Below are 23,793 nucleotides of genomic sequence, written 5' to 3' on the forward strand. Positions count from 1 at the left end.
TCAGCCGCCCAACAACCCCTTGGCGATGTGCGTGACCTGTACTTCGTTGGTGCCGGCGTAGATCATCAGCGACTTGGCGTCGCGCGCCAACTGCTCGACGCGATACTCGGACATGTAACCGTTGCCGCCGAAGAGCTGGACGGCGTCCATGGCGACCTCGGTGGCCGTCTCGGTCGAATAGAGCTTCATCGCCGACGCCTCGGCGAGCGTCGGCAGCGTGCCGCTGCGCAGCGACTCGATGGCGTGGAACACTATGTTCTGCACATTGAGCCGGGCCACTTCCATGCGCGCCAGCTTCAGCTGGATCAGCTGGAAGGAACCGATGTTCTGGCCCCACAGCGTGCGGGTCTGTGCGTAGTCGACGCACAGGCGGTGGCATTCGTTGATGATGCCCAGCGACAGAATCGCGCAACCGACGCGCTCGACGATGAAGCTCTGCCGGGCACTTTCACGTCCGTCGCCACCGCCGTGCTCCTCGGTTTCGCCCAGCAGACGGTCCGGGGTGAGCACCACGTCGTCGAAGAAGAGCTCCCCGGTGGGAGAGGAGTGCATGCCCATCTTCTTGAACCGCTTGCCCTGGGTGAGGCCCGCCATCCCGGATTCCAGGACGAAGGTCAGCACCTTGCGATCGCGCATCGGGGTGTCGTCGCCCTCGTCGAGCTTCGCGTAGACGACGAGGACATCGGCGTTCGGGCCGTTGGTGATGAACGTCTTCTGCCCGTTGAGAATGTAGTTCTCGCCGTCGCGGCGGACGTAGGTCTTCATCCCGCCGAACGCGTCCGACCCCGAATCGGGCTCGGTGATCGCCCACGCGGCGATCTTGTCCAGGGTGACCAGATCCGGGAGCCACCGTTCCTGCTGTGCCAGCGTGCCGCGCGACAGGATCGTCGCGGCGCCCAGGCCCAGCGAGACGCCGACCGAGGCGACGGTTCCCAGGGTGACCCCGGCCAACTCGGCGAGGATGGCCGCCGCCATCGAGAGTTGGGCGCCGGCCTCGCCGAGTGCGTCGGACTCTCCGTCGGCCTTGGGCTTCTTGTCCGACGTCTCCGACGGCCCCTGCTCGGCCTTCTTCCGCTGTCGCGCGAGGTACTTCTCCAGCGCCTCCGAGGCCATCATGTTGATGCCGAAGTCGGCCCACATCTTGCTGGCAAGCGGATAGGGGAGCATGTCGCCGTGTTCGAGGTCGTCGAGCACCGGTGCGACGTTCGCGTCGATCCACTCGCGGACCGCATCGCGCATGATGACGTCGGTTTCCGACCAGGTGATCATGGGAGCCTCGCAGCGATGTCGTCGACGGTCCACGGACCTTCGGTTTCGATGGTCTTCACGTCGTGCCAGCCGGCGAGTTCGGAGATCGCGCCGCCCTGCACCGCGAACACCGTGCCGGTGATATCGCAGGCATCGGAGGCCAGGTAGGCGACCAGCGGCGAGATGTTGGCCGGGCTGAAGGCGTCGAACCCGCCCTCGCTGTCTTCGAGTTCGGCGGCCATCATGGCACCCATGCCGGGCGTCGCGAGGGTCAGGCGGGTACGCGCGATCGGTGCGATCGCGTTGACGCGGACGCCGTAGCGCTCCAACTCGTCGGCGGCGACGAGGGTGATCGCGGCGATGCCCGCCTTGGCGGCGCCGTAGTTGATCTGTCCGGCGTTCGGCAAGGTCGTGCCCGACGCGGACGCGGTGTTCACCACCGCGGCCTTGGGCTGGTTCCCCGCCTTGCTCTGGTCCTTCCAATACGCCGCGGCGTGCCGCATCACGTTGAAGTGGCCCTTCAGATGTACCGCGACCACGGCGTCCCATTCGGACTCGGTCATGCCGGCGAGGAAGGCATCGCGCAGGATGCCCGCGTTGTTGACCACGATGTCCAGGCCGCCGAACTCGTCGATCGCCTGCTGGACGAGCGCGCTGGCCTCGTCCCAGTCGGCGACGTTGCCGCCGTTGATCACGGCCTCGCCGCCTGCGGCTTTGATGGCTTCGACCGTCTCGGCCGCGGGCGTCTGGTCGACGCCCTCGCCGGCGTTGTCGCCGCCGAGATCGTTGACGACGACCTTCGCGCCCTCCTTGGCGAAGAGCAGTGCGTGTTCGCGGCCGATTCCTCGGCCGGCGCCGGTGATGACAGCGACCTTGCCGTCCAAAGCACCCATCGGGATTCTCCTTAGAAAGAAAGTGGAACTAGAAGTGGGAAACGGGGATCAGTCGGCGACGACGGCCAGGCCGTCGGTCAGGACGACGTCCTCGCCGCGCACGGTCTCGAAGGCGTAGGTCGTCCGCCCGTCCGCGGACCCGGTCCGCCAGATCCGGGTCTCCAGGTCGTCGCCGGGGAAGACCATCTTCGAGAAGCGCACCGCGAACCGCTTGAGCCGATTCACGTCGCCGTCGGCGACCTGCGACAGCACGCCCCACGACGCCATGGCCATCGTGCACAGGCCGTGCGCGATGATCCCGGGCAAGCCGGAGTCCTTGGCGACCTCCTCATCGAGGTGAATCGGCATCGGATCGCCCGATGCCGGCGCGTACCGGAACGTCTGGTCGTCGTCGACGTGGGCGGTGACCGTCGCCAGCGGCTCACCGGACCGCACCGCCTCGGCGAGCTTGTGCGCGGGGACGGATTCGCCCACCGCCGCACCCGCGTCGACGCCGCGGAAGAAGGCGAGGAGGTACTGCTCGTTGACCAATTCCTCGTTCGCATCCCGGCACTCGACGTGGATCGACAGGCGGGCACCGCTTTCGACGGTGTCGTAGCCGATCGCCCGCGCCCGCGTGGTGATCACGTCGCCGGGCTTGATCGGGCGGTGGAACCAGAAGTCCTGCTCGCCGTGGACCACCTTGCCGAAAATCTCGATCGGTGCCACGTCGACGACCGGCGACAGCATCGCGTCGAAGGCCGGGACGATCGCGAACACCGGCGAGCCGATGTCACCGTCGCGGTGCGCCTCGATCGGGTCGTTGGTCGCCGCCGCGTACTCGCCGAGCCGCTCCCGGGTGACGTCGAAGGCCTCCGGGTCCGACCAGGTGTTCAGCCCGCCGCCGTCGAACTCGTAGGCGGTCTTCTCCTTCGACGTCATGCCGCTGCGGTGGCCAGCGCGTCGAGCTGTGACAGGCTCTTGCCGATCTGTGCGGTCGCGTCCTTCTCGACTGCCTTGGCCAGTGCGCCCTTGATCAGGGTGCCGGAGAAGTCGCCGGCGATCTGCAGCTCGCTACCGGTGCCGTCGGGCTTCAACTCGAACTGGAACGCGACCTTCACGTTGGCCATGCCGGTGCCGCTGAGCTTCAGCAGACTGGGTGCGTCGACCTCGTCGACGGTCCACTCGATCTTGTTGGCCATGCCGAGCATCATGATCTTCGCGACCAGCTTGCTGCCCTGGCCGAGGGTGGCCGGGGGCTCTTCCATCCAGCGCTCGTGGATGCTGAACCAGTCGCCCCAGGTCTGCGGGTCGGAGATGATGCTCCAGACGGCCTCGGGCGATGCGGTCAGCTTCTCGGTGGCTTCGATGTGTCCCATGGTTCTTCCTCTTTCCGGTGGTTTGCGGGGTTGTTCAGCGGTTCGCGCGCTGATAGGCGGTGACGACGGCGGCGCCGCCCAGGCCGATGTTGTGCTGCAGGGCGGCGGTGACGCCGTCCACCTGGCGTTTGTCGGCGTCGCCGCGCAACTGCCAGGTCAGCTCGCTGCACTGGGCGAGTCCGGTGGCGCCGAGCGGGTGGCCTTTGGAGATGAGACCGCCGGACGGGTTGACCACCCAGCGACCGCCGTAGGTGGTGTCGCTGTTGTCGATCAGCTTGTGCGCCTCGCCTTCGGCGGCCAGGCCGAGGGCCTCGTAGAGCAGGAGTTCGTTGGCCGAGAAGCAATCGTGCAGCTCGATGACCTGGAAGTCGTCCGGACCGAGCGACGACTGCTCGTACACCGTCGTCGCGGCGGCGCGATTCATGTGGTCGCCGATGATGCCCGCGCAGGTGCCGTCGAAGGTGTTCTGGAAGTCGGTGACCATCGTCTGGCCGACGATCTCGACCGCGCGGTCGGCCAGGTCGTGTTCGTCGACGAACCGTTCCGACGCCAGAATCGCAGCGCCCGACCCGTCGGAGGTGGGGGAGCACTGCAGCTTGGTGAGCGGGTCGTAGATCATCCGCGAGTCGAGGATCTCCTCCAGCGTGTAGGAGTCCTGGAACTGCGCGTAGGGGTTGTTGACCGAGTGCTTGTGGTTCTTGTAGCCGATCTTGGCGAAGTGCTCGGGGGTGGAACCGTACTTCGTCATGTGCTCGCGTCCGGCGGCGCCGAACATCCACGGGGCGGGCGGGAACAGCACCTCGCTGATCTCGGCCAACTCGAGAATGTGACGGTCCATCGGGTTGGCGCGGTCATCGAAGGTGGAGCCCAGTGAGCCCGGCTGCATCTTCTCGAACCCGAGGGCGAGGGTGCAGTCGGCCAGCCCACCGCGGATCGCCTGCGCGGCGAGAAACAGCGCCGTCGAGCCGGTCGAGCAGTTGTTGTTCACGTTGACGACCGGGATGCCGGTCATCCCGAGTCCGTAGACGGCTCGCTGACCCGACGTCGACTCGCCGTAGACATAGCCGACGTAGGCCTGCTGCACCTTGTCGTAGTCGAGCCCGGCGTCGGCCAGTGCCTTGGTCCCGGACTCTTGCGCCATGTCGGGGTAGTCCCAGTCCGATCCGTCGTCGTTCTTGCGTCGGCCGGGCTTCTCGAATTTCGTCATGCCCACGCCGACGACAAACACTTTGTTCGTCATGTTCATCACCTCGAGGGCAATACAAACATGCAAGAATGTATGTATCAACAGAGCGTGAGCTGAATCACATTTTCTCGCGGTGGCTAGGACGGATCGCCGGCCGGCGCGGGGGTCAGGAGCTTCGGGTCGATCGTCGCCCGGAGCGCCTGGGACGCGCGCTCCCACCGTCGGCGGGTGCGACCGGGGTCGGCGTCGATATAGGCCGAGAAGAGGATTCCCCGCAGCGCGTCCATGGAGGTGAAGACGAACTCGCGGACTGCCCGCTCAGACCCGCTCGGCAAGTACTCCGCCACCATCGCGGCGACGGTCTGATTGACGACGCGCTCGAACTTGGCGACTTCGATCCTCAGTTCGGGGTCGGTCCTGGCCGCGACGAGAAGCTCGATGCTCGCGGTGAACAACGGGCCGTTGTGCAGGTCCCACAGCAGTTCCAGGAGTGCCGACACCGGGTCCGGGGAGGCCTGGAGCGCACCGACCTGCTCGACCGCGTCGGCGGTTCGCCGGGCGGCGAGGTGCTGGACGGCGGCACTGACCAAGTCGTTGCGGGAGCCGAAGTGGTGCAGCTGGGCTCCGCGGGTGACTCCGGCGCGCTCGGCGACCCGTGACGTCGTGGTGCCGCTGTACCCGTATTCGACGAGACAGTCGATTGTGGCATTGAGGAGTTTGGCCCGCGTTTCGGCGCTGCGCTGCTCCTGCGTCCGCCGCGCGTACTGGGCTTCCGATGGTGCTGCCACGTCAATCACGCTAGCATGGGAGAGTTACCTGCCCTGCTGAATGCAACCGTCGAGCGCTACCTGACGTTGAGGCGCACGGCGTTGGAGGCGCCGGAGATCGAGTCGGTGACCCGGATCGTGTAGGCGCCGCGCACGTTGATCTTCCAGGTGTGCTTGGAGGTGCAGAGCTTGGTCTTGAACGGCCGGGGTGCGCGCGGACCGGTGATCCGGACCGTCATGTTGCACTCCTTGCCGAGGATCTCGTCGCCGGACTCGATCACCGAGTTCCACTTCACGCCGATCTGACGCCCGAGCGGGTAGGCGCCGCCCCGTGCCTTCGCCGTGGGCGCGTACACCCAGGTGTTGATCGAGCGGACGCCGTTGGGGGCGTTCTTGCGGCCGAGCTTTCCCCAGTGCTTGGGCTTGTTGTCGGACGAGCCGAGGCTGCCCAGGTCGATGCTGTTCGCGTGGACGGAGGCGACCGGCGCGGCGAGAGCCACCGCTGCCGCGGCGGCGATGGGCAGCGTGATCGAACGTGTGAAGTTATTGGGGCGCATGGATACCTCGGCTCCAGGATCGATGTAAAGATCGATTCATTTTGGTAACGATTCGATTGCGAGACGAATGTTAACAGCCCCTTCTGTGAGGTCGCTGGACGTCTCCCTATTTGCGCAGGATCTTGTCCATCGCCTTGCCCTTGGCCAGTTCGTCGACGAGTTTGTCCAGATACCGGATCTGGCGCATCAGCGGGTCCTCGATCTCCTGCACCTTGTAGCCGCAGATCGATCCGGTGATCAGCGAAGCGTTGGGATTGATCTCCGGGGCGTCGCCGAAGAAGGTCGCGAAATCGACGTCCTCGTCGAGCACCTTGCGCAGTCCGGCGTCGTCGTAGCCGGTCAGCCACCGGATGACCTCGTCGAGCTCCGCCGTCGTTCGCCCCTTCTTCTCCACCTTCGTCACGTAGTGCGGGTAAACGCTGGCCACCGGCATGCGGAACACGCGTTCGTTGTTCTTGTTCACCTTTAGTCCTCCAATCCGCCGTCGCCGATCGCGGGCCCGACGATGTCGTCGGCGTCGACGATCCGATAGGCATAGCCCTGCTCGGCCAGGAAGCGCTGGCGATGAGCGGCGTAGTCGGCGTCGAGGGTGTCGCGAGAGACGACCGAGTAGAAGTGCGCCTGGCCGCCGTCGCTCTTGGGGCGCAGCAACCGCCCGAGGCGTTGAGCCTCCTCCTGGCGCGATCCGAAGGTTCCCGACACCTGCACCGCGACCGATGCTTCTGGCAGGTCGATGGAGAAGTTCGCCACTTTGGAGACGACGAGCCGCTCGACCTCGCCGCGCCGGAAGGCGTCGAACAGCGCCTCGCGCTCCTTGGTCTTCGTCGACCCCTGGATCACCGGGGCGTCGAGGGCCTCGCCGAGTTCGGCGAGCTGGTCGAGATAGGCGCCTATGATCAGCGTCGGCGCACCCGGATGGCGGTCGAGGATGGACTTCACCACCCCCACCTTCGTATGGGCCGTCGAGCACAGTTTGTACTTCTCGTCGTTCTCGGCGATCGCGTAGGAGAGGCGCTCGGAATCGGTGAGGGTGACACGCACCTCGATGCACTCGGCCGGGGCGATCCACCCCTGCGCCTCGATGTCCTTCCAGGGCGAGTCGAAGCGTTTGGGGCCGATGAGGCTGAAGACGTCGCCTTCCCGGCCGTCCTCGCGCACGAGCGTCGCGGTCAGGCCCAGGCGTCGGCGCGACTGCAGGTCGGCGGTCATCCGGAACACCGGTGCGGGCAACAGGTGCACCTCGTCGTAGATGATCAGTCCCCAGTCGCGCGAGTCGAAGAGGTCGAGATTGCGGTACTCGCCCTTCGACTTGCGGGTCATCACCTGGTAGGTCGCGATGGTGACCGGACGGATCTCCTTGCGCTCGCCGGAGTACTCGCCGATCTCCTCCTCCGTGAGCGACGTGCGAGCGATGAGTTCGCGCTTCCACTGCCGCCCGGCAACCGTGTTGGTCACCAGGATGAGGGTCGTCGCCCCCGCCTTGGCCATCGCCGCCGCCCCGACCATCGTCTTGCCCGCGCCGCACGGCAGCACCACGACCCCCGAGCCGCCCGCCCAGAACGATTCGGCGGCCAGCGCCTGGTAGTCGCGCAGCTCCCAATCCGACTCGTCGAGCTCGATGGGGTGCGCCTCACCGTCGACGTAGCCCGCGAGATCCTCGGCGGGCCAGCCGATCTTGAGGAGGATCTGCTTGAGCCGGCCGCGCTCGGAGGGATGCACGATGACGGTGTCGTCGTCGATGCGGGCGCCCAGCATCGGGGCTACCTTCTTGTTGCGCAGCACTTCTTCCAGGACCGCGCGGTCCAGACTGACCAGGGTCAGCCCGTGGGCCGGGTGCTTCACCAGTTGAAGCCGGCCGAACCTGGCCATCGTGTCCACGATGTCCATCAGCAGCGGTTGCGGCACGGCGTAGCGAGAATGGGTCACCAGGGCATCGACGACCTGCTCGGCGTCGTGGCCGGCCGCGCGTGCGTTCCACAGGGCCAGCGGCGTTACGCGGTAGGTGTGGACGTGCTCGGGAGCGCGTTCCAACTCCGCGAACGGGGCGATGGCGGCGCGGGCGGCGGGTGCGCCGGAATGATCGACCTCGAGGAGGAGGGTCTTGTCCGATTGCACGATCAGGGGTCCGTCGGTCACCTGACCATTGTCCACGATCAGTCGAGGAGTTCGACCGTGGTGATCCGGTGCATGGACAATTGCACCTCGTCGCCCGACGGGACCTCGGCCGCGATCAGCCGGCCCGCGCGCAGAAGCTGGACCTTCACGACGTGGCGGCTGGCCTTGCCGTGCGAGTCGACGTAGTCGACGCGCAGTCGTCGGCCCGTGCGCATGGCCAGGGTGATCAACGCCGACACCGACTCACCGCCGCCGCTGGCCCGCACGGTCTCACCGCGACGGCTCGCCTGCCCGGCCGCCGCGTCAGCGGTGCGCATCCGGGTGACCACCGAGGCGAGCTGCGTCGCCGACGCCGCCGGCCGGCGGGGCGCCGGTTGACGGTGGCGCGTCACCACGCGGCTGCCCGCCGAACGCAGGTCGACGAGCGCACCCGAGGAATCTTCTGCCGCGGGCGTGAACCCGGCTTCCCGCAGGGCGTCGAGCACGTCGCGCACCGGTGCGGGGGACACGAGCACCGTCGGGGCCAAGGGGCGCAACGCCAGCGCGTCGGCGGTCTTGCTGCGCAACACCGCTGCCATGGTCGCCGGGTCGTCGCACCGGACGAACGAGGACGCGACGCCGACGCGCAGCGTGCCGTGCCTGCGCGCGACATCGTCGATCAGATAGGTCAGCGACTGCGGTACGGGGGTGGACGAGTGGTTGGCGAACAACGCGTTCAGTTCGGCACCGGTCCGGCCGGCGTCCAGCGCGCGGCGCACGCTGTCCTCGGTGACGCGGTACACCGACGCCGCGCCGGCCGACTCCAGGTCGGCGACCAGTGCCACCTCGGCGGCGAGTTCCGGAGTCATCGGTCCTGGCACCATCAGGGTCAGGTCCGCTTGGGCGAGGAAATGGTCCACCGGCTCGGGCAGCGCCGCGTCCATCGCGGCCACCAACTCGTCGTCGTCCGGGTCGTCGAGCACGAGCCGCCCGATCTCGGTGAGGGCGCCGTGGGCCACCAGACCGACTTCGGTGGCCTCGCGCAAGGTTTCCGAGACGGCATGGCGCGTGAGTCTGCGGCGCATCCGCGGACGGCGCCACAGCAGCGCCGAGACGAGGGCGTCGACTCCGGGAGCGGTGCCCGGTTCGGCATCGGCCAGCGTAGCGAGCACCATCCGCCGTTCGCGTCGCGCGACCTGGTCGGGGACGCCGGGCACGAGGGCGCCGACGACCGCGCCGTCGGCGTCGCGTTCGCCGATCAGCCAGGTCCGGCGGTCCAGCGCCAACCATGCCGTGACCAGCGTGGCCCACTGCCGCGCCCGCGACTGGTGGCTCCACCCGTCGGCCGCGAGCGTCGGGGCCCAGGCTGGCTCGCCGTTGTAGCGCGGCGGCTCCGGATCGGGCTGCCCGACGTCGATCAGGTGACGGCGCGCGCACAGCTCGACGATCAGGCCGATCCGCGACGGCGTGAGGCCGGTCTCCTTGGCGATGCGCCGCAGCTCGCGAATCCCGATGCCACCGGCGCTCAGCTCGGGCGTCGGAGACGCGCCGAGGCTCGCGAGCACGTCGCCGGTCTCCCTGAGCAGCTCCACCGCCGCACCGGCGGCGGTCGCCGAAAGCGCCTTCGTGCCGCCGGGCAGCGGGGTGCCCGCCGCATCGTCGACGAGGGGAGGGGGACGCAGGTCGTCGACGCGCAGCAGCGGCTCGCCGCGGATCAGCTGGGCGACCGTCGGCTCGATCTCGACGAGTTGATCCTCGACGTGGGAGATCAGTCCGTTGGCGAGCAGGATCGGGACCGGCCGGGCCGGGTCGGCGTCCGGGCCTGCGTCGCGGGTGACGCCGACGCTCGGGCCGGTCGCCAGGGCGGTCAGCACGTCGCGCGGCCCCTCGTCGATCGCGTCGAGCGCCTGGCGCCACTGTTCGGGGGTGCGGCGGCCGGCGTCGGTGACGATGTGCATCGCCCGCCACGGCAGCGCGGCCGGCGTGTGTCCGGCGAGGTGCAGGCCGTCGGCTTCGCGCCACACCACCGCCCGGTCGATCAGCGTTTGCAGGTGCGCGTCGATCTCGGCGGGCTCGGCCCTATCGCGCAGCGCCGCGCGGATCGCGGAATCCTTGACCCCGCGTCGGGCGCGACGGCCGTGCTCGCCGGTGGACGCGTGCAGGAGCGCTTCGATGATCGCCGTGTGCAGCAGATCGAGTTCCTCGCCCGCGACGTTCATCGAACCGGCGGACATCGCGCGCTGCGCGAGAACGCCGATGCCGTTCGGCGGCGGCGACGCCAGATCGGGGCGGGCGCGCAGCAGTTCCACCAGTTCGTCGTCGGAGCGTTGGGCCAGCGCGTGCGCCAATCCGCTCGGCTGGTCGGTGGAACTCACCTTCGCAAGTCTAATGTCCCGGGTTGGTGCGCCGGACTCCGGCGGGACGGGGGGGCATGGCAGAATGAGCGGCGTGAGCGAGAACGAAATCGTCGAAGAAGTCGAGCAGATCGAGCAGGCCGTGAAGAAGGGCCGCTGGCGCACCGTGGACAACGGCTGGCCCTTCCCCGACGGCGAGCACGCCGTCTCCGAGTTCGCCGCCGATCTGGCCGGTGCCCTGTCGCCGTTCGGTTCCACCGAACTGCCGCTTCCGCAGGACGACCTGCTGTACACGAACCCGTTGACCGTCATCAACACGTAAGACGCTCAAGAACGAACAACGGCGCCCCGCACAGAGATTGTGCGGGGCGCCGTTGTTGTGGCGTATGCCGTTGCTCGCCTTAGTTGGCGAACGGGATCTGGCCCTTGTGCTGGTTGTAGAAGTCAACCTGGCCCTGATCCAGCTGGTAGCCGCTGGCCTTGGCGGCCTCCCAGACGTTGGCGACCGTCGGGTCGATCTTGCCCTGCTTCTGGCGGGCCTTCACGACGCTGTCGACCTGATCGCGAACCTCGGCGCTGTCCTTGGGCTTGGGGGCCGTCTTCAGCGAGGCGGGGACGTTCTTGTCCTTCTTCTTGGCCTCGGGAGCCTTGGCGGGATCGCGCGGGGTCGGGCCGGAAAGGACCGTGCCGCAGGTCGGCCAAGCGCCCTTGCCCTGGGTGGCCAGGACGCGCTCGGCGATGGCGATCTGCTGCTCCTTGGTGGCCTTGTCGGCGGTGGGGGCGTACTTGGTGCCGCCATGAGCCGCCCAGGTACCCGGGGCGAACTGCAGGCCGCCGTGGTAGCCGTTGCCGGTGTTGATGGCCCAGTTGCCGCCCGACTCACAGGCAGCGACACGCTCCCACTCGGCGTCGGTGGCAGCGTTGGCGGTGCCGGCGGAAGCCAGTGCCGCGCCGCCGCCGATGACGGCGGAGGTGAGGGCGACCTTGGCGATGGTCTTGGAAGTCGACGAACTCGTCTGCTTGCGATGACGTCCGGACATAGGTGATTTTTCCTCTCTCCACGCGCCTACGAAGTCAGCTGTCGGGTTCGAGCGAGAGGTTGCCCGGCCGCGCCGGTACGAGTACCGCCACGGCTACACCCCAAGGAATCCGTTGGGCGCTGGGCCCGCCGGAAACCGGTCTCACGGGAGATGGGTCCCCCGTCCTCGTTCCTGAAATGTCTAGTTCGGACGACGCGGTCGGTGGAACGAGGCTCGGCGCGACCGGCTGCGTCGGTACTGCTGCGGCTCCTCGGATGAGGAACCTCCGAAAAGGTTACGGGCTGTTCGGCGTGCGTCCTATTTGAACCGGCGCAAGAGTAAAACGGGGCGAAAAGTGGTTCGGCGGTGCCAGTTCGGCATTCGCCCTGTTCAGGCGGTGAATCCCGGTTCGTGTCCTTCTCGTGACCAATTCGTGATGTGATGAAGGTCACATTCACGACGTGGTGCCGATCACCGACCCAGGACCGGACGGATCGATCCGCAGCGCTCGGAAGGTGCTGGCATGGAACACCAGGGGATCGACCTGCGGGTTGGCGGCCAACGACCTGATGCGCAGGAGGACCACCGTGTGATCCCCCGCCGGGTACTCGGCGTGCAGGTCGCAGGCGAGGTGCGCCGCCGCGCCGTCGACGAACAGCGCGCCGTCGTCGGTGCCGAGCAGGTCGACCCCGGCGAATCGGCTCGGTGCCGGGCCGGCCAGCTGACGGCACAGTTCGGACTGGTCGTGCGCGAAGACGCTGACCCCGACGGTGGCGCGGGTGCGCAACCGCGGCCAGGTCGTCGAGCTGTTCTGCACGCACACCGACACCAGCGGTGGGTCGATGGAGACGGTCGAGAAGGAACTGGCGGCCATGCCGACGAAGTTCGTTCCCGCTTCGTGCGCGCACACGGCCACCACGCCGGACGGAAAGCAGCTGAAGGCCCGGCGTAACGCGTCCGGTGATTCGGCCGGTTCCAGCGGCGGAGGCTGTGCCACGCTCATCGTGGAGTGCGCCCCGACCACACGGCGGCGGCGATCGCGATGATCAGGCCCAACGGCGTGCACATCGCGAGCACGTAGACGGCCACCGGTGCGGTGTGCCCGGACCAGACGGCGGGCACGGCGTAGAGCGCGATCACCGCGACCAGTCCGAGAAAGAACAGGCCGACGCCGATCTTCAAGAGCGTGTTCGACGATCCGCTGCCCGTACCGGTGCCCATACTGCCCACGCTAGTCCACAGGCGTTATCATGGGATTCGAGGCTGCGTCTTGCTCGTACAGATTGGGCAGGGCGTTTTTTCATGGCGCACCGGCGACAACGACGTCGTCGGGTGCGGTAGTAGAAGGTAAAGGTGAGCGCGGTGCCGACCGGCAAAGTGAAGTGGTACGACCCGGAGAAGGGTTTCGGGTTCCTTTCGCAACCCGAGGGCGAGGACGTCTACGTCCGTTCTTCGGCGTTGCCAGAGGGCGTCGAGACGCTCAAGCCGGGCCAGCGCGTGGAGTTCGGGATGGCCGCCGGCCGCCGCGGACCGCAGGCGTTGAGCGTCACCGTCCTCGACCCCGCGCCCAGCGTCGCGAAGAACACGCGGGAGGCCGCGCGCGAGGAGACCAAGCGCCACAGCCCCGACGAACTTCACGGAATGGTCGCCGACCTCATCACCCTGCTCGAGGGCAAGGTGCAACCGGCCCTGCGCCAGGGGCGGTACCCCGACCGCAAGACCGCCCAGCGGATCTCCGAGGTCGTGCGCGCGGTCGCCCGCGAACTCGACCATCACTGATCAGCGTTTCGCGAACTCCTCGACGTCGTCGACCATCCGCTGCTTCGGCTCTTTGCCCGTCGCGGCCTTCTCGTAGGCGTCGATCAGGTCTTTCTGGTCGGTCGGCGTCGTGTTGATGGCGAAGTAGCCGCGCCGGACCAGCTGATCGTCGGAATCGCCGGCCAACAGACCGGCGGGCAGGCTGATCTCAACGTTGATCAGGACGCGCTCGCGCGTCGACGCGAGGTAGACCGACTCGTTCCCGGTGAACGGCCGGAAGGTTTTGAGAACCAGTTCGGATCCGGTCGGGGTCAGGTACTGCGCGACGATCGCCCACGGGTCGTCGGCGACGTCGGGGGAGAGGCGGACCCGCATCGTCTGGCCAATCGGCACCGGGAACCGCGTGTGGCGGTCGGGGTAGTTCTTGCGGAAGTCGCCGTCGCACCCGGCGAGTTGCCGGTCGCACAGCACCGTCGGGTAGGCCTGGGTATAGGTCGAGCCGACCGAGATCGTCGCGTACGGCCGGTGGTCGACATCGGTGCGCGACGCCCAGAACGCCCCGGCACCGACGACGACCGTCGAGAACACGAGCACGGCGACGCCGAGCAGGGCGAGGAACTTTTTCTCCGAGGCGGACAGGTTCACTGATCTCCCGGGCGGGTCGGGAACGCCCGCGTGGGCGCGCTGGTGGGTCCGGGCGGTTGCGGCCGCCGGGGCTGACGGGTGCGGGGAATCGGGGCGGTCGGCTGTTCCGGTGCCCGCGGAGGCGCGACGATGACTTCGGTGGGCAGTGTCGGCGGAGCAACGTCGGGCCGGTGGCCACCGCCCATGCCCGGGATCACCGTGCGTCCCCGGCTGGTCAGGAAGGTCTGCACCAGGCCGAAGGCGAGTAGCCCGGCGATGACGCCGAAGGCGATGCGCATGGAGGTCGCCGCGATCAGCACGCCGATGCTCGCACCGAAGACCCACCCGAGCTGCAGCACGGTTTCCGATCGGCCGAACGCCGACGCGCGCGACGGTTCGGGCAGGTCGGACTGAATGACCGAATCGAGGCAGACCTTTCCGATCGCCGATCCGGCCGAGGCGAGGAACGCGGTGACCGCCACCGTCGGCAGCGACGGGAGGACCGCCGTCACGACCGTCGCCGCGGCGCACACCGCCAGCACCCAGGCGATGATCGCCGGGGGATTGGACAGTCTCAGCCGGGTGCCGACGGCATTGCCCAGGACGTTGCCGACGCCGGCCGCGCCGCCCACCACGCCTAGCATCGCCATCTGCATGAACGCGTCGCCCTGGTAGTGCTCGCGCGCGTAGAACGCGGTGAACAGGGTGAGGAAGCCGGTGAGGATTCGGATGGTCCCGTTGCCCCACAGGCCGGTGACGACCTTTCGCCCGAGTGGCTGGCGGATCGTCTCGGAGATCACCCGGCCGGCGCGGCGGGCGCGCTCGCGGGCGGTGATGTCCGGTTTGGGCTGGTCCCGATAGGTCAGCGTCGTCGGGATCTCGCCGGCCGTGACCTCAACCCACGACGGGATCTTCATGCAGGTGAACGCGCCGTACGCGGCCACGAGGACCAGCCAGAGCATGGCGCCGGGCAGGTGCAGGGGCAGGAACTTGCCGAGGAGCATCTCGAGGGCCGCGGCCACCGCGCCGCCGACTATGGTGCCGCCGAGCAGCGCGAAGGTGGTCAGCCGGGAGTTGACGCGGACCAGGTCGATGCTCGGCGGCACGACGCGCGGAGTGACCGCGGATTTCAGCACCCCGAAGGACTTGCCCATGACCAGCATGCCCAGCGCCGACGGGTACAGGATCCACGGGTCGTACTTGAGCTGCTGCGCCGCGGCGTCCCATTCGTAGTTGGTGACGATCAGGATCGCCAGGACGGCACGCGCGATGAAGGTGGCGGCCATCGCCATCCGCCGCCCGTGCTGCAGCCGGTCGAGCAGCGGCCCGATGAGCGGTGCGATGACGGCGAACGGCGCGATCGTCAGCAGCAGGTAGAGGCCGACGCCGGCCTTGTCCTCGCCGCTGGCGGCCGCGAAGAACAAGGTGTTGGCCAGCGCGATGGCCATCGCGGCGTCGACGGCGGCGTTGGCGACGACCGGGATGGTGAGGGCGGTCAGCCCGGAGCGATCGGCACCGTCCGCGGTGGCGGCGCGCGCGATCGTGTCGATGCCGCGGTTGGTCAGATGTTTGCCGCGCCGAGCGGCGCGCCGCGCGAGGTTGGTCTTCGCCGTCGGCGCCGGGTCGGGTGCGGAGGCGGTCGGGGCCGGCTGCGGGGTCGCACCGAGCGGCGGCAGATGGGGGTTCTGGGTGGCCCGCTCGTGAGACAGGTAGGCGGTTTCGACGTCCGGCGGCCCGCTCGGGTCGGGCGCGCCGGGTACCGGGTAGCGGTTCGCTCCCGGGTGGGCGCGATTCGACCGCGGATGTTTGCCTGGACTCACGGGACCAATTGTTCCCTATCGACCCGACGCGGGGTTGGCGTGCCACGCCCAGCGGCGGTGAGGCACACTGGATACGTGAGTCTTACAGCCCAAATCGACTTGCTCCGTGATGCCGTTGACCTGGCCCGTGGTGCCGTCGTCGCCGACGGCGGTGCCCCCGGTGACCACATCGAGGCCGTCGTCGAGGACGACAACTCAGCCGCGCACTACTTCGCCGCCGATCTTCCCGGATACCGCGGATGGCGCTGGTGCGTCGTCGTCGCGGTCGCACCCGGCAGCGACGACGTGACCGTCAGCGAGGTCGTCCTGCTGCCCGGCGACGGGGCGCTGCTCGCGCCCGCGTGGGTGCCGTGGTCCGAGCGCGTCGCCGCCGGAGACCTGGCGCCGGGCGATCTGCTGGCCGCCGAGCCCGACGATCCGCGCCTCGTTCCCAACCAGATCGACAACGGCGACGCCGCCGCCGTCGACGGCGAACTCGGCCTCGGCCGCAAGCGGTTGCTGAGCCCGGAGGGCCGCGCCGACGCGGCGCAACGGTGGTATGACGGCGAGTACGGCCCCGGCTCGCCGATGGCCGAAGCGGCCAAGCACAAGTGCGAAGCATGCGGCTTCTTCCTTCCGCTGGCCGGCGCGCTGCGATTCACCTTCGGGGTCTGCGCCAACGAGTACTCCGCCGACGGTCACGTGGTGTCGGTCGAGTACGGCTGCGGCGCCCACTCCGACGTCGCACCGAAGCCACCCGTCTCCACACCGGCGTTCGACCCGTTCGACGATGGGATCCTCGAGGTGTTCGCTTCGGCGGACTGACCCGATGCCCGACGCACCGTTCGACGTCGATCGCCTGCGCGCGGCGGTACTGGACTCGTGGCGCGGATCGCCGACGCGGCTCATCGAGGACGCTCGCTCCGAAACCGATCTGGCGGCCGTCGGGTACCGCGACCGCCTGTTCACCGAACTCGCCGCGAACGCGGCCGACGCCGCGACCGACGCCGGAATCACGGGTCGGCTGCGCGTGTGGCGCGATGACTCGGGGGCTCTGCACATCGCCAACACCGGCTCCCCGCTTTCTGCTGCCGGCGCGGCCTCGCTGCTCGCGTTGCGCGTTTCGCCGAAAGACCCCGATGCGCGGACGGTGGGGCGGTTCGGTGTCGGGTTCGCCGCCGTCGTGCCGGTCGCGCAGCGCGTCGAGGTGCGCTCGAGCACGGCGACACTGATCTTCGATCGCGCGCGGACCGCCGAGGAGATCACGGCGGCGGGGCTCGACGCGGCGCTGACGGGGGAGGACGCACCCTTGCTGCGCCTGGCCTGGCCCGGTGACACCGGACCGGCCGAGGGGTTCGACACCGAAATCGTCGTCTTTCCCCGCGCCGGCGTCGATGTCGACGCGCTGTTGGCCGGCATCGCCGATCAGGTCTGCGATCGACTGCTGGAACTGCCCGCGCTCGGCGAGGTCACGGTCGACGGTGCGAGGGTGACCGCGGTGCGCGACGACGGCCTCGTTCGTTTCGAACCGCCCGACGCCGTCCCCGGTGCCGATCGCGTGTGGCGTGCGGTGGTGACCGGGGACGTGCGGTGGTGCGCCGACGAGTCCGGGTCCGCGGGTACCGCGCAGGCGCCCGTCGAATTGCTGCGGACCCCTACTCCCACCGACATCGAACTCTCGGTCCGCGCGCGGGTCATCGCCGCGTTGCCGGTCACCCCCGATCGCCGCCACCTGATGCCGGGCGTCGACGTGGGCGTTCTCGCGCCCGGATACCTCGAACTCGTGCGCGCGGTTGCGCCGAAGCGGCGTCCCGGATTCGTGCCGCGGGCTCTGGGCCGCAACCCCGCCGACGCCAGATTGCTCGAGGCGATCGCCGAACAGTTGCGCGAACACGCCTGGGTGCCGCCCGCCCATGGCGACGATGACCTGGTGGCCGGGCGGGTGCTCGTCGTCGCCGACCTGTCCGACGAACTCGCCGCGTGTCTCGGCCCGGTCCTTGCCGATCTTGCCCACCCGTCGGTCTCCGGTCCGGCCGAGCGCGCCGTCCTGGTCGCCGTCGGGGCCAGGGTGATCGGGCTCGCCGAGATCGCCGAGGCGCTCGCCGGTGTCACCCGTCCCGCATCCTGGTGGGCGACCCTGTACGAGGCACTCGCTCCGTCGGTCGTGACGAGCGAGGACGCGCAGGAACTCGGTGCCCTGCCGGTGCCCCGCGGCGACGGTCGGGTCAACCTCGGGGCGCGCGGATTGGTGTTCACCACCGCCGGGGTGGCGGCGCCGTGGGCGCCGACCGTTGCGCCGGAGGCCGTTCACCCGCTGTTGGAACGTCTCGGTGCCCGACCGGTCGGGCCGGCCGAGCTGCTGGCCGAGCCCGCGCTGGTCGCGGCGCTCGCCGATGCCGCCGAACACGGCGACGACACCGAAGTCCGCGACCTCGCCGACGCGGTGCTCGCCCTGCTGGCCGCCGATCCGGACGCGGCACTTGCGCCCGAGGCCTCCGCCGAACTGCTCCTGGCCGATCACGACGGCGAACTCGTCCACGTCGACGAACTGCTGATGACCGACTCGCCACTGGCCGGCGTCCTCGGCGACGAAGCACCATTCGCCTTCGTGGCCGACAGCACGGTCGGGCGGCACGGCGCGTCGGCCCTGCGGCGCGCAGGTGTCGGGTGGGGCTTTCTCACGGTCGCGGAGGAATGGCCGACCGGCCCGGATCACGACCTCGACGACGAACAGCGCTGGTGGGCGGATCTGGCTGAACCGCCGCCGGTGATGCGGGCGGTCCGCGACCTGGACTTGGTGCCCGAGGACCGGTGGCGCCACGCGCTCACCCTGCTGGCCGAGGACGAGACGACCGCTCCGATGCTGGCCGATCGCGACGGCTACACCGCCTGGTGGCTGCGGCGGCACGCCCGGGTCGACGGTCGGCGTCTCGGTTCCTACCGCAGCCCCGACGCCGAGTCGTTCGACGGGATCGTGGACGCGCTGGACCATCCGGCGGCCGCGGCGCTGACCGGGGTGCTGATGTCCGACACCGTGCGCGACGCCGTCGCGGCGGCCCTGGTCGTGGAGAACCTCGGCGATCCCGAGCGCACGGTGGCGCCCGGGGCCGCGGTCCGCGCCTACGGCGAGGTGGCCGCCGCGATCGCCCGTGGCGAGGCCGACGAGGACGACGTCGTCGACCTGTTCGGCGAGGATCCGCGGGCCAGGACGCTCGACGGCTCGGTCGCCGAGGATGCCGTCGTCGTCGACGAGCCGCATTTTCTGGCCGTCGTCGTGCCGGGGCGTGCGGTCGTGCCCGGACTGCCGGTGTCGCCGGACGCGGCGCGGCGACTCGCCGGGCTCCTCGATCTTCCGCTCGCCTCCGAAGCCCTGGCCGCCCGGGTGGTGAGCGAGGGCCGCGCGACGACGTGGGACGCCGAACCCGTCGCGATCCGCTTCGCCGGTGCGCAGGGCATCGCGCTGCCGTGCGGGACCGTGGTCGTCCACGACGAGCTCGTCGTCGAAACGGTCGACGGGCGCCACCGCGTGCCGTGGTGGCGGGATGGTCCGACCACGCACCTGTCCCGGCTACCGTAAGACCTATGAGTAACGGATTGTTGACGGCTTTGCCCGCCGATGCCGAGGTACTCGACTTCGTCGTCGACAACCGGACCGGTTTCTGGACGTCGGTCTCGCACGTCTTCAGCTGGATCGGCTCGACGGGGACGCTGACGGCCGTTGTGATCATCGCGTCGCTGCTGTTCGCGGCGTACCGCCAGTGGCGCAGCGCCGCGATGGTGCTGCTCGGTTCGGCGACGGCCTACTGGCTCATGGCGACTCTCAAGAGTTCGATCGATCGTGACCGACCGCCCGTCGAGGACCGGCTGGCGCACGCCGCCTTCCAGTCGATGCCGTCGGGTCACGCCATGATGAGCGCCATCGTGTTCGGCCTGATCGCCGTCGGCCTGTTCCGTGCGTCGTCGTGGATCCGCGACCATCCCGACGTGCTGCTCGTCGCGCCGATCCTCTCCATCGCCATCGGACTGAGCCGCATCTATCTCGGCGTCCACTGGATGACGGACGTCGTCGTCGGCTGGACGCTGGGCGCGATATGGATCGCGATCGTCGCGGCGATCGCGCGCATCGGCATGCCGCGCAGCCGAGTTACCGTTGCCTAACTTCGTGTGGTCCAATTGTCCGCATGATTCGTCCCCGTGTCGTGGTGCTCGCCCTGACGGCAGCGATGTTGGGCGTATTGGCACCCGCCTCGAGTGAGGCAGCGCCGGTCAAGCGGCTCCCGATCATCTACGTCGCGAGTGCGATCGAGAACGACGCGCTGTCGCAGGCCTTCGTCGCCCCCATGAAGGCTCGCGGCTACGAGGTCTACACCTTCCAGACCAGCGATCCGAAAGATCCGCGCAACAACCCGTTCGTCCGGATCAAGGGCAACGCGGCCAAGCTCGGCCGATGGGCGCGGGCGCTCTCCCAACGCACCGGCACAAGCGGTTCGACGTCGTCACCATCTCTCAGACCGGGATCGTGGGCCGCTACTGGCTCAAGGACCACGGCGGCGCGAAACTCGTGCGCAAGGCGGTCATCCTGTCCGGGATGATCCTCGGCTCCCCGTATCAGGCGCAGTGGCTGCGGCAGGAAATGCCCGCCCACCGACCGCCTCCAGTACCTGCCGCCGCAGTACCGGACGATGAATCCGACACCCGCGTGCCGCGAGCAGGCCATGGGCGGCGCCGAGATCACCGCTCTGAACGCCCCCGCCAGGCACTGCCCGGGATCACCTACTACAACATCACCACGCTGCGCGAGGAAGAGTCGGCGCCGTTCTGGATCAACCTGATGACCGGGCCGGGCCGCTACCGCAACATCGTGACGCAGGACCTGTGCCCCAACGATCCGATCGTGCATACGACGCTCAACATCGCGCCGTCGACGCAGTCGCTGATCGACGGCCTGCTGAGGACCGGGGCGGCGCGGATGACGTGCATGACGCCGTCGTCGCCCGCGATGAAGGTGAAGCCGCTGCGGACCCCGCCGGGGGTGCGACTCCCGGCCGGCAGCGTGATGCCGCCGCAGTTCGTCAAGTACTACCGCTAGCGGACGCTACTCCAGGCCCTCCTGCGCGGTCTTCGACCCGCGCCGGACCGCGGCCAGCTGCGAGCCGACGATCAGCGTGCCGAGGACGCCGACGCCAAGGCCCCACAGGCAGACGGAGAGGGTGAGTCCTCCGGTGCCGGACACCCAGACGACGATCGTCGCCGTCAACCAGGCGAGCATGCCGACGATGATCACCGGAGCCGGTTCGCGCAGCAGCGCCGGTAGTTCGGGGACCTGGCGAGCGTCAGTCATGGGAACAGGTTAACTTCTTCACGTGAGTGCGCCGACGGAAGTCTCCCGGGTCGATCGGTTCTTCGGCGTGACCGAGCGCGGTTCGACGGTGCTGCGCGAGTGCCGCGGCGGCGTCGTCACCTTCTTCACGATGGCCTACATCGTGGTGCTCAACCCGATCATTCTGGGCGGCACCCCGGGCAACCCGCTCAACGCCGACATTCACGGGAACGTGCTGCCGATGACCGCCGTCGCCGCGGTCACGGCGCTGGTCGCGGGCGTCATGTGCATCGTGTTCGGCGTCGTCGCCAACTACCCCTTCGCCTTCGCCGCCGGGCTCGGGATCAACAGCCTCCTCGCGGTGAGCGTCACCACGCAGGTGACCTGGCCGCAGGCGATGGGCCTGGTGGTCCTCAACGGCGTGATCATCGTCGTGCTGGCGGTCACCGGCTTTCGCACCGCCGTCTTCAACGCGGTGCCCGCCGAGCTGAAGGCCGCCATCACCGCGGGCATTGGCGCCTTCATCGCGTTCATCGGTTTCGTCAACGCCGGGTTCGTGCAGCGGGTCCCCGACGCCGCGCACACGAATGTGCCGGTGCAACTCGGGGATTCGGGCTCCATCTCGACCTATCCGGTGCTCGTATTCGCGGTCGGGTTGCTGATCATGGGCGTGCTCACCGTGCGGAAGGTGGCCGGCGGCCTGCTGATCGGGATCGTCATCACGACCGTGCTGGCGATCGTCATCGAGGCGGTGGTCGATCCGGCGACCTGGGCGCTCAACACCCCGAAACTGCCCGAGTCGATCGGCGGGCTTCCTGACCTGTCCCTGCTCGGCAACGTCGATCTGTTCGGGGCGTTCACCGAACACGGCACCGCGTCGAACGTGATCGCCGCACCGGCGATCGGTGCGACGATCCTGCTGTTCACCATCGTGCTGTCCAACTTCTTCGACGCCATGGGGACGATGACCGGCCTGGGCAAGGAGGCCGGGCTCGCCGACGAGAACGGCACCCTGCCGGGCATCGGGAAGGCGCTGGCGGTGGAGGGCACCGGCGCCATCGCGGGCGGATTGGGGTCGGCGTCGTCGAACACGGTCTTCGTCGAGTCGGCCTCGGGCATCGCCGAGGGCGCGCGTACGGGCCTGGCCAACATCGTCACCGGCGCCCTGTTCCTCGCGGCCATGTTCTTCACGCCGCTCTACCAGGTGGTCCCGCTGGAGGCGGTCGCACCGGCGCTCGTCGTCGTCGGCGCGCTGATGATCGGGCAGATCCGCACGATCGATTTCACCCGGTTCGACTACGCGCTGCCGGCCTTCCTCACCATCGTCGCCATGCCGTTCACCTACTCGATCGCCAACGGGATCGGACTCGGCTTCATCACCTGGGTGGTGCTGGCCGTCGCCCGGGGCAAGGTGCGCGAGATCCATCCGATCCTGTGGGCGGTGGCCGCTGTGTTCGTCGTTTATTTCGCGCGGTCACCGCTGCAGGAACTGCTCACCTAGTCCATCCGTCACGGTTTCGCCCATCCCGCACCGATCGATGCTGGACCGGCGAAGTCATGCTGGACCGACCTCAGAAATCGATGCCCGTCGCCGGGTGCTTCGCCGTGCGCCACACGTCGGCGAAGGCGGTCAGCAGTTCCGGCGAACTCGCCGACAAGCGGCCGGCCGCCGCGAGTGTCCGAGCATCGACGCCGCCGAAGTAGAGGCTTCCGAGTGCGGTGATGTCGCAGGCGATCTCGCCGGTCCCGCCGTCACCGCGCGTGAGCGCCGCTACGCCGTCGACGATGCGCAGGTGGTAGCGGCCGCCGGCGTCGCCGACTCGATCGTCGACGACCAGCGTCGCGTCCAGGTCAGCCGCGTACGTGCGCGCCGTGAGTGCGGCCTCGACGTCGAGGATGGCCACCCACAGCGTGTCGTATCGAGAGGTCACCTTCACTCCGCGCAGGTCGGTCACCTTGAACGGCAGCGGATCGCCGACGGGCAGCGTCGCGGTCGTCGTCGCCACCAGGTCGAGCGCGGCGAGCACCCGCCACAGCTCGGTGTGCGCCTCGTCGGTGACCGCGACGACCTCCTCGATATGCGCGTCGGGCAGGTCGTCCGCGCCCATGTGCGCGGAGTCGAGGCGGTAGGTCGCATAGCCGTCGGCGTGCAGCAGGTACTGCCGCTCGCCGGTCGTGAACGGCCGTGCCGTCGGGCGGTCGTCGAGGAACAGGTCTTCCCACCACAGCGCGTCGCGCAGCATCACGCCCGGGTGGACGTCGGCCCACCGGTCGTAGATCGCCGGGGCGGCCTGCGCGAACTGCTCGGCGGTGGCGAAGCGCACCTGCGACCGCGCCGGTGCCGGAGCGCGGAGGGACAGGCGTTCGTCGATGCGCACGTCCTCGGCGAAGATCGCCGGTCCGAAGCCGAAGCGCTCGTAGATGGTGCCCTCCGACGCCCACAGTGCGGCAAGGGCGTGGCCTTCGTCGTCCCATTTGGTGCGCAGCCGCGTCAGCAGTTCGCGCAGTATGCCGCGCCGGCGATGGGTGGGCGCCACCGACACCCAGGTCAGACCGGGGAAGTCGATTCGATTCCCGCCGGGCACCGACATCGTCAGCCGGTAGTACATCGCCTGTCCGACGAGGGGCTCGCCCGGTAGCTCCGTGTCACGCGCGATCACGGTGTCCGCGTTGGCTATTCGCGCCCGCTCGTTGGTTCGCTGCTCTTCGTCGACCGGGGCGGTGACACCGAAGGCACGGGAGTCGGCGGCGAACATGTCGGCCCAGTCGTCGTCGCCGGCGGCGCGGAACTGCAGTGCGGAATCGGTAGCCATGCC

The 23,793-nt window shown here is 68.9% G+C and carries 24 protein-coding genes and 1 riboswitch; of the genes, 7 read left to right on the top strand and 17 right to left on the bottom strand.

Features of this window, described 5'->3' with window-relative positions; all coding sequences use genetic code 11:
• From GOARA_RS10865 to GOARA_RS10910, 10 genes are all read right to left on the bottom strand, one after another.
• Complete coding sequence (locus GOARA_RS10865; RefSeq protein WP_007322416.1) at window positions 1–1,269, bottom strand: acyl-CoA dehydrogenase family protein; 1,269 nt, start codon at window positions 1,267–1,269, stop codon at window positions 1–3.
• The gene (locus GOARA_RS10870) at window positions 1,266–2,141 is read right to left on the bottom strand and encodes an SDR family oxidoreductase (protein WP_007322417.1); all 876 of its coding nucleotides are present in this window, start codon (window positions 2,139–2,141) and stop codon (window positions 1,266–1,268) included. Before GOARA_RS10870 ends, GOARA_RS10865 begins: the two co-directional genes overlap by 4 nt.
• A 48-nt stretch (window positions 2,142–2,189) precedes the next feature.
• Entirely contained in the window at window positions 2,190–3,062 is an 873-nt protein-coding gene (locus tag GOARA_RS10875) for a MaoC/PaaZ C-terminal domain-containing protein (protein ID WP_007322418.1), read from the bottom strand.
• Window positions 3,059–3,499, bottom strand: a complete 441-nt coding sequence (locus tag GOARA_RS10880) for a type II toxin-antitoxin system Rv0910 family toxin (RefSeq protein ID WP_007322419.1) — start codon at window positions 3,497–3,499, stop codon at window positions 3,059–3,061. Before GOARA_RS10880 ends, GOARA_RS10875 begins: the two co-directional genes overlap by 4 nt.
• Before the next feature lie 34 nt (window positions 3,500–3,533).
• Window positions 3,534–4,739, bottom strand: coding sequence for a lipid-transfer protein (locus GOARA_RS10885; protein WP_007322420.1), 1,206 nt, complete (start codon window positions 4,737–4,739; stop codon window positions 3,534–3,536).
• 83 nt (window positions 4,740–4,822) lie between these two features.
• Window positions 4,823–5,482: a TetR/AcrR family transcriptional regulator gene (locus GOARA_RS10890; protein ID WP_007322421.1), complete on the bottom strand. Its 660-nt coding sequence runs from the start codon at window positions 5,480–5,482 to the stop codon at window positions 4,823–4,825.
• A 47-nt stretch (window positions 5,483–5,529) separates the two neighbouring features.
• A complete protein-coding gene (locus GOARA_RS10895) occupies window positions 5,530–6,009 on the bottom strand; it encodes a hypothetical protein (RefSeq protein ID WP_007322422.1) in 480 nt (159 codons plus the stop codon).
• 106 nt (window positions 6,010–6,115) lie between these two features.
• Complete coding sequence (locus tag GOARA_RS10900; protein WP_040522834.1) at window positions 6,116–6,442, bottom strand: DUF2200 domain-containing protein; 327 nt, start codon at window positions 6,440–6,442, stop codon at window positions 6,116–6,118.
• 32 nt (window positions 6,443–6,474) lie between these two features.
• Window positions 6,475–8,145 (bottom strand): DNA repair helicase XPB, encoded by a 1,671-nt coding sequence (locus GOARA_RS10905; protein ID WP_040522839.1) that lies wholly within the window; start codon window positions 8,143–8,145, stop codon window positions 6,475–6,477.
• A 17-nt stretch (window positions 8,146–8,162) separates the two neighbouring features.
• Window positions 8,163–10,478 (bottom strand): helicase-associated domain-containing protein, encoded by a 2,316-nt coding sequence (locus tag GOARA_RS10910; protein ID WP_007322425.1) that lies wholly within the window; start codon window positions 10,476–10,478, stop codon window positions 8,163–8,165.
• Window positions 10,479–10,551: 73 nt separating this feature from the next.
• On the opposite strand from GOARA_RS10910, the gene GOARA_RS10915 reads away from it, so the two are divergent.
• Window positions 10,552–10,779 (top strand): hypothetical protein, encoded by a 228-nt coding sequence (locus tag GOARA_RS10915; protein ID WP_007322426.1) that lies wholly within the window; start codon window positions 10,552–10,554, stop codon window positions 10,777–10,779.
• A gap of 79 nt (window positions 10,780–10,858) precedes the next feature.
• Here the strand turns inward: GOARA_RS10915 and GOARA_RS10920 are convergent, their stop codons facing one another.
• The 3 genes from GOARA_RS10920 to GOARA_RS10930 all read right to left on the bottom strand — a co-directional run bounded on the left by GOARA_RS10920 (window position 10,859) and on the right by GOARA_RS10930 (window position 12,697).
• Window positions 10,859–11,497, bottom strand: coding sequence for a transglycosylase family protein (locus GOARA_RS10920; RefSeq protein ID WP_007322427.1), 639 nt, complete (start codon window positions 11,495–11,497; stop codon window positions 10,859–10,861).
• Window positions 11,498–11,504: 7 nt separating this feature from the next.
• Window positions 11,505–11,699: riboswitch (cyclic di-AMP (ydaO/yuaA leader) on the bottom strand.
• Window positions 11,700–11,930: 231 nt separating this feature from the next.
• Entirely contained in the window at window positions 11,931–12,479 is a 549-nt protein-coding gene (locus tag GOARA_RS10925) for a flavin reductase family protein (protein ID WP_007322428.1), read from the bottom strand.
• Complete coding sequence (locus GOARA_RS10930; RefSeq protein ID WP_040522758.1) at window positions 12,476–12,697, bottom strand: hypothetical protein; 222 nt, start codon at window positions 12,695–12,697, stop codon at window positions 12,476–12,478. The genes GOARA_RS10925 and GOARA_RS10930 overlap by 4 nt, the downstream gene beginning before the upstream one ends.
• 141 nt (window positions 12,698–12,838) lie before the next feature.
• Here GOARA_RS10930 and GOARA_RS10935 point away from each other — a divergent pair, with 141 nt between their 5' ends.
• A complete protein-coding gene (locus tag GOARA_RS10935; protein WP_040522848.1) occupies window positions 12,839–13,255 on the top strand; it encodes a cold-shock protein in 417 nt (138 codons plus the stop codon).
• On the opposite strand, the gene GOARA_RS10940 is transcribed toward GOARA_RS10935, so the two are convergent.
• Both GOARA_RS10940 and GOARA_RS10945 read right to left on the bottom strand, forming a co-directional pair.
• Window positions 13,256–13,879 (bottom strand): DUF2771 family protein, encoded by a 624-nt coding sequence (locus GOARA_RS10940; RefSeq protein WP_007322431.1) that lies wholly within the window; start codon window positions 13,877–13,879, stop codon window positions 13,256–13,258.
• A complete protein-coding gene (locus GOARA_RS10945; RefSeq protein WP_007322432.1) occupies window positions 13,876–15,678 on the bottom strand; it encodes an MFS transporter in 1,803 nt (600 codons plus the stop codon). Before GOARA_RS10945 ends, GOARA_RS10940 begins: the two co-directional genes overlap by 4 nt.
• A gap of 75 nt (window positions 15,679–15,753) precedes the next feature.
• Between GOARA_RS10945 and GOARA_RS10950 the strand changes: the two genes are divergently transcribed.
• The 4 genes from GOARA_RS10950 to GOARA_RS10965 all read left to right on the top strand — a co-directional run bounded on the left by GOARA_RS10950 (window position 15,754) and on the right by GOARA_RS10965 (window position 20,746).
• Complete coding sequence (locus GOARA_RS10950) at window positions 15,754–16,482, top strand: DUF3027 domain-containing protein (RefSeq protein WP_007322433.1); 729 nt, start codon at window positions 15,754–15,756, stop codon at window positions 16,480–16,482.
• A gap of 4 nt (window positions 16,483–16,486) precedes the next feature.
• Window positions 16,487–19,234 (top strand): sacsin N-terminal ATP-binding-like domain-containing protein, encoded by a 2,748-nt coding sequence (locus tag GOARA_RS10955; protein WP_007322434.1) that lies wholly within the window; start codon window positions 16,487–16,489, stop codon window positions 19,232–19,234.
• Between the two features lie 5 nt (window positions 19,235–19,239).
• On the top strand, window positions 19,240–19,815 hold the full coding sequence (locus GOARA_RS10960) for a phosphatase PAP2 family protein (RefSeq protein ID WP_138947655.1): 576 nt from the start codon (window positions 19,240–19,242) through the stop codon (window positions 19,813–19,815).
• Between the two features lie 289 nt (window positions 19,816–20,104).
• Window positions 20,105–20,746: a lipase family protein gene (locus tag GOARA_RS10965; RefSeq protein WP_040522760.1), complete on the top strand. Its 642-nt coding sequence runs from the start codon at window positions 20,105–20,107 to the stop codon at window positions 20,744–20,746.
• Window positions 20,747–20,752: 6 nt separating this feature from the next.
• Here the strand turns inward: GOARA_RS10965 and GOARA_RS10970 are convergent, their stop codons facing one another.
• Window positions 20,753–20,998: a DUF2530 domain-containing protein gene (locus GOARA_RS10970; RefSeq protein WP_007322438.1), complete on the bottom strand. Its 246-nt coding sequence runs from the start codon at window positions 20,996–20,998 to the stop codon at window positions 20,753–20,755.
• A 22-nt stretch (window positions 20,999–21,020) separates the two neighbouring features.
• Here GOARA_RS10970 and GOARA_RS10975 point away from each other — a divergent pair, with 22 nt between their 5' ends.
• Window positions 21,021–22,478, top strand: coding sequence for an NCS2 family permease (locus tag GOARA_RS10975; RefSeq protein ID WP_007322439.1), 1,458 nt, complete (start codon window positions 21,021–21,023; stop codon window positions 22,476–22,478).
• Between the two features lie 70 nt (window positions 22,479–22,548).
• Here the strand turns inward: GOARA_RS10975 and GOARA_RS10980 are convergent, their stop codons facing one another.
• Entirely contained in the window at window positions 22,549–23,790 is a 1,242-nt protein-coding gene (locus tag GOARA_RS10980) for a GNAT family N-acetyltransferase (protein WP_040522851.1), read from the bottom strand.
• Between the last annotated feature and the right edge of the window lie 3 nt (window positions 23,791–23,793).

This window comes from Gordonia araii NBRC 100433 (assembly GCF_000241265.1).
GTDB lineage: Bacteria > Actinomycetota > Actinomycetes > Mycobacteriales > Mycobacteriaceae > Gordonia > Gordonia araii.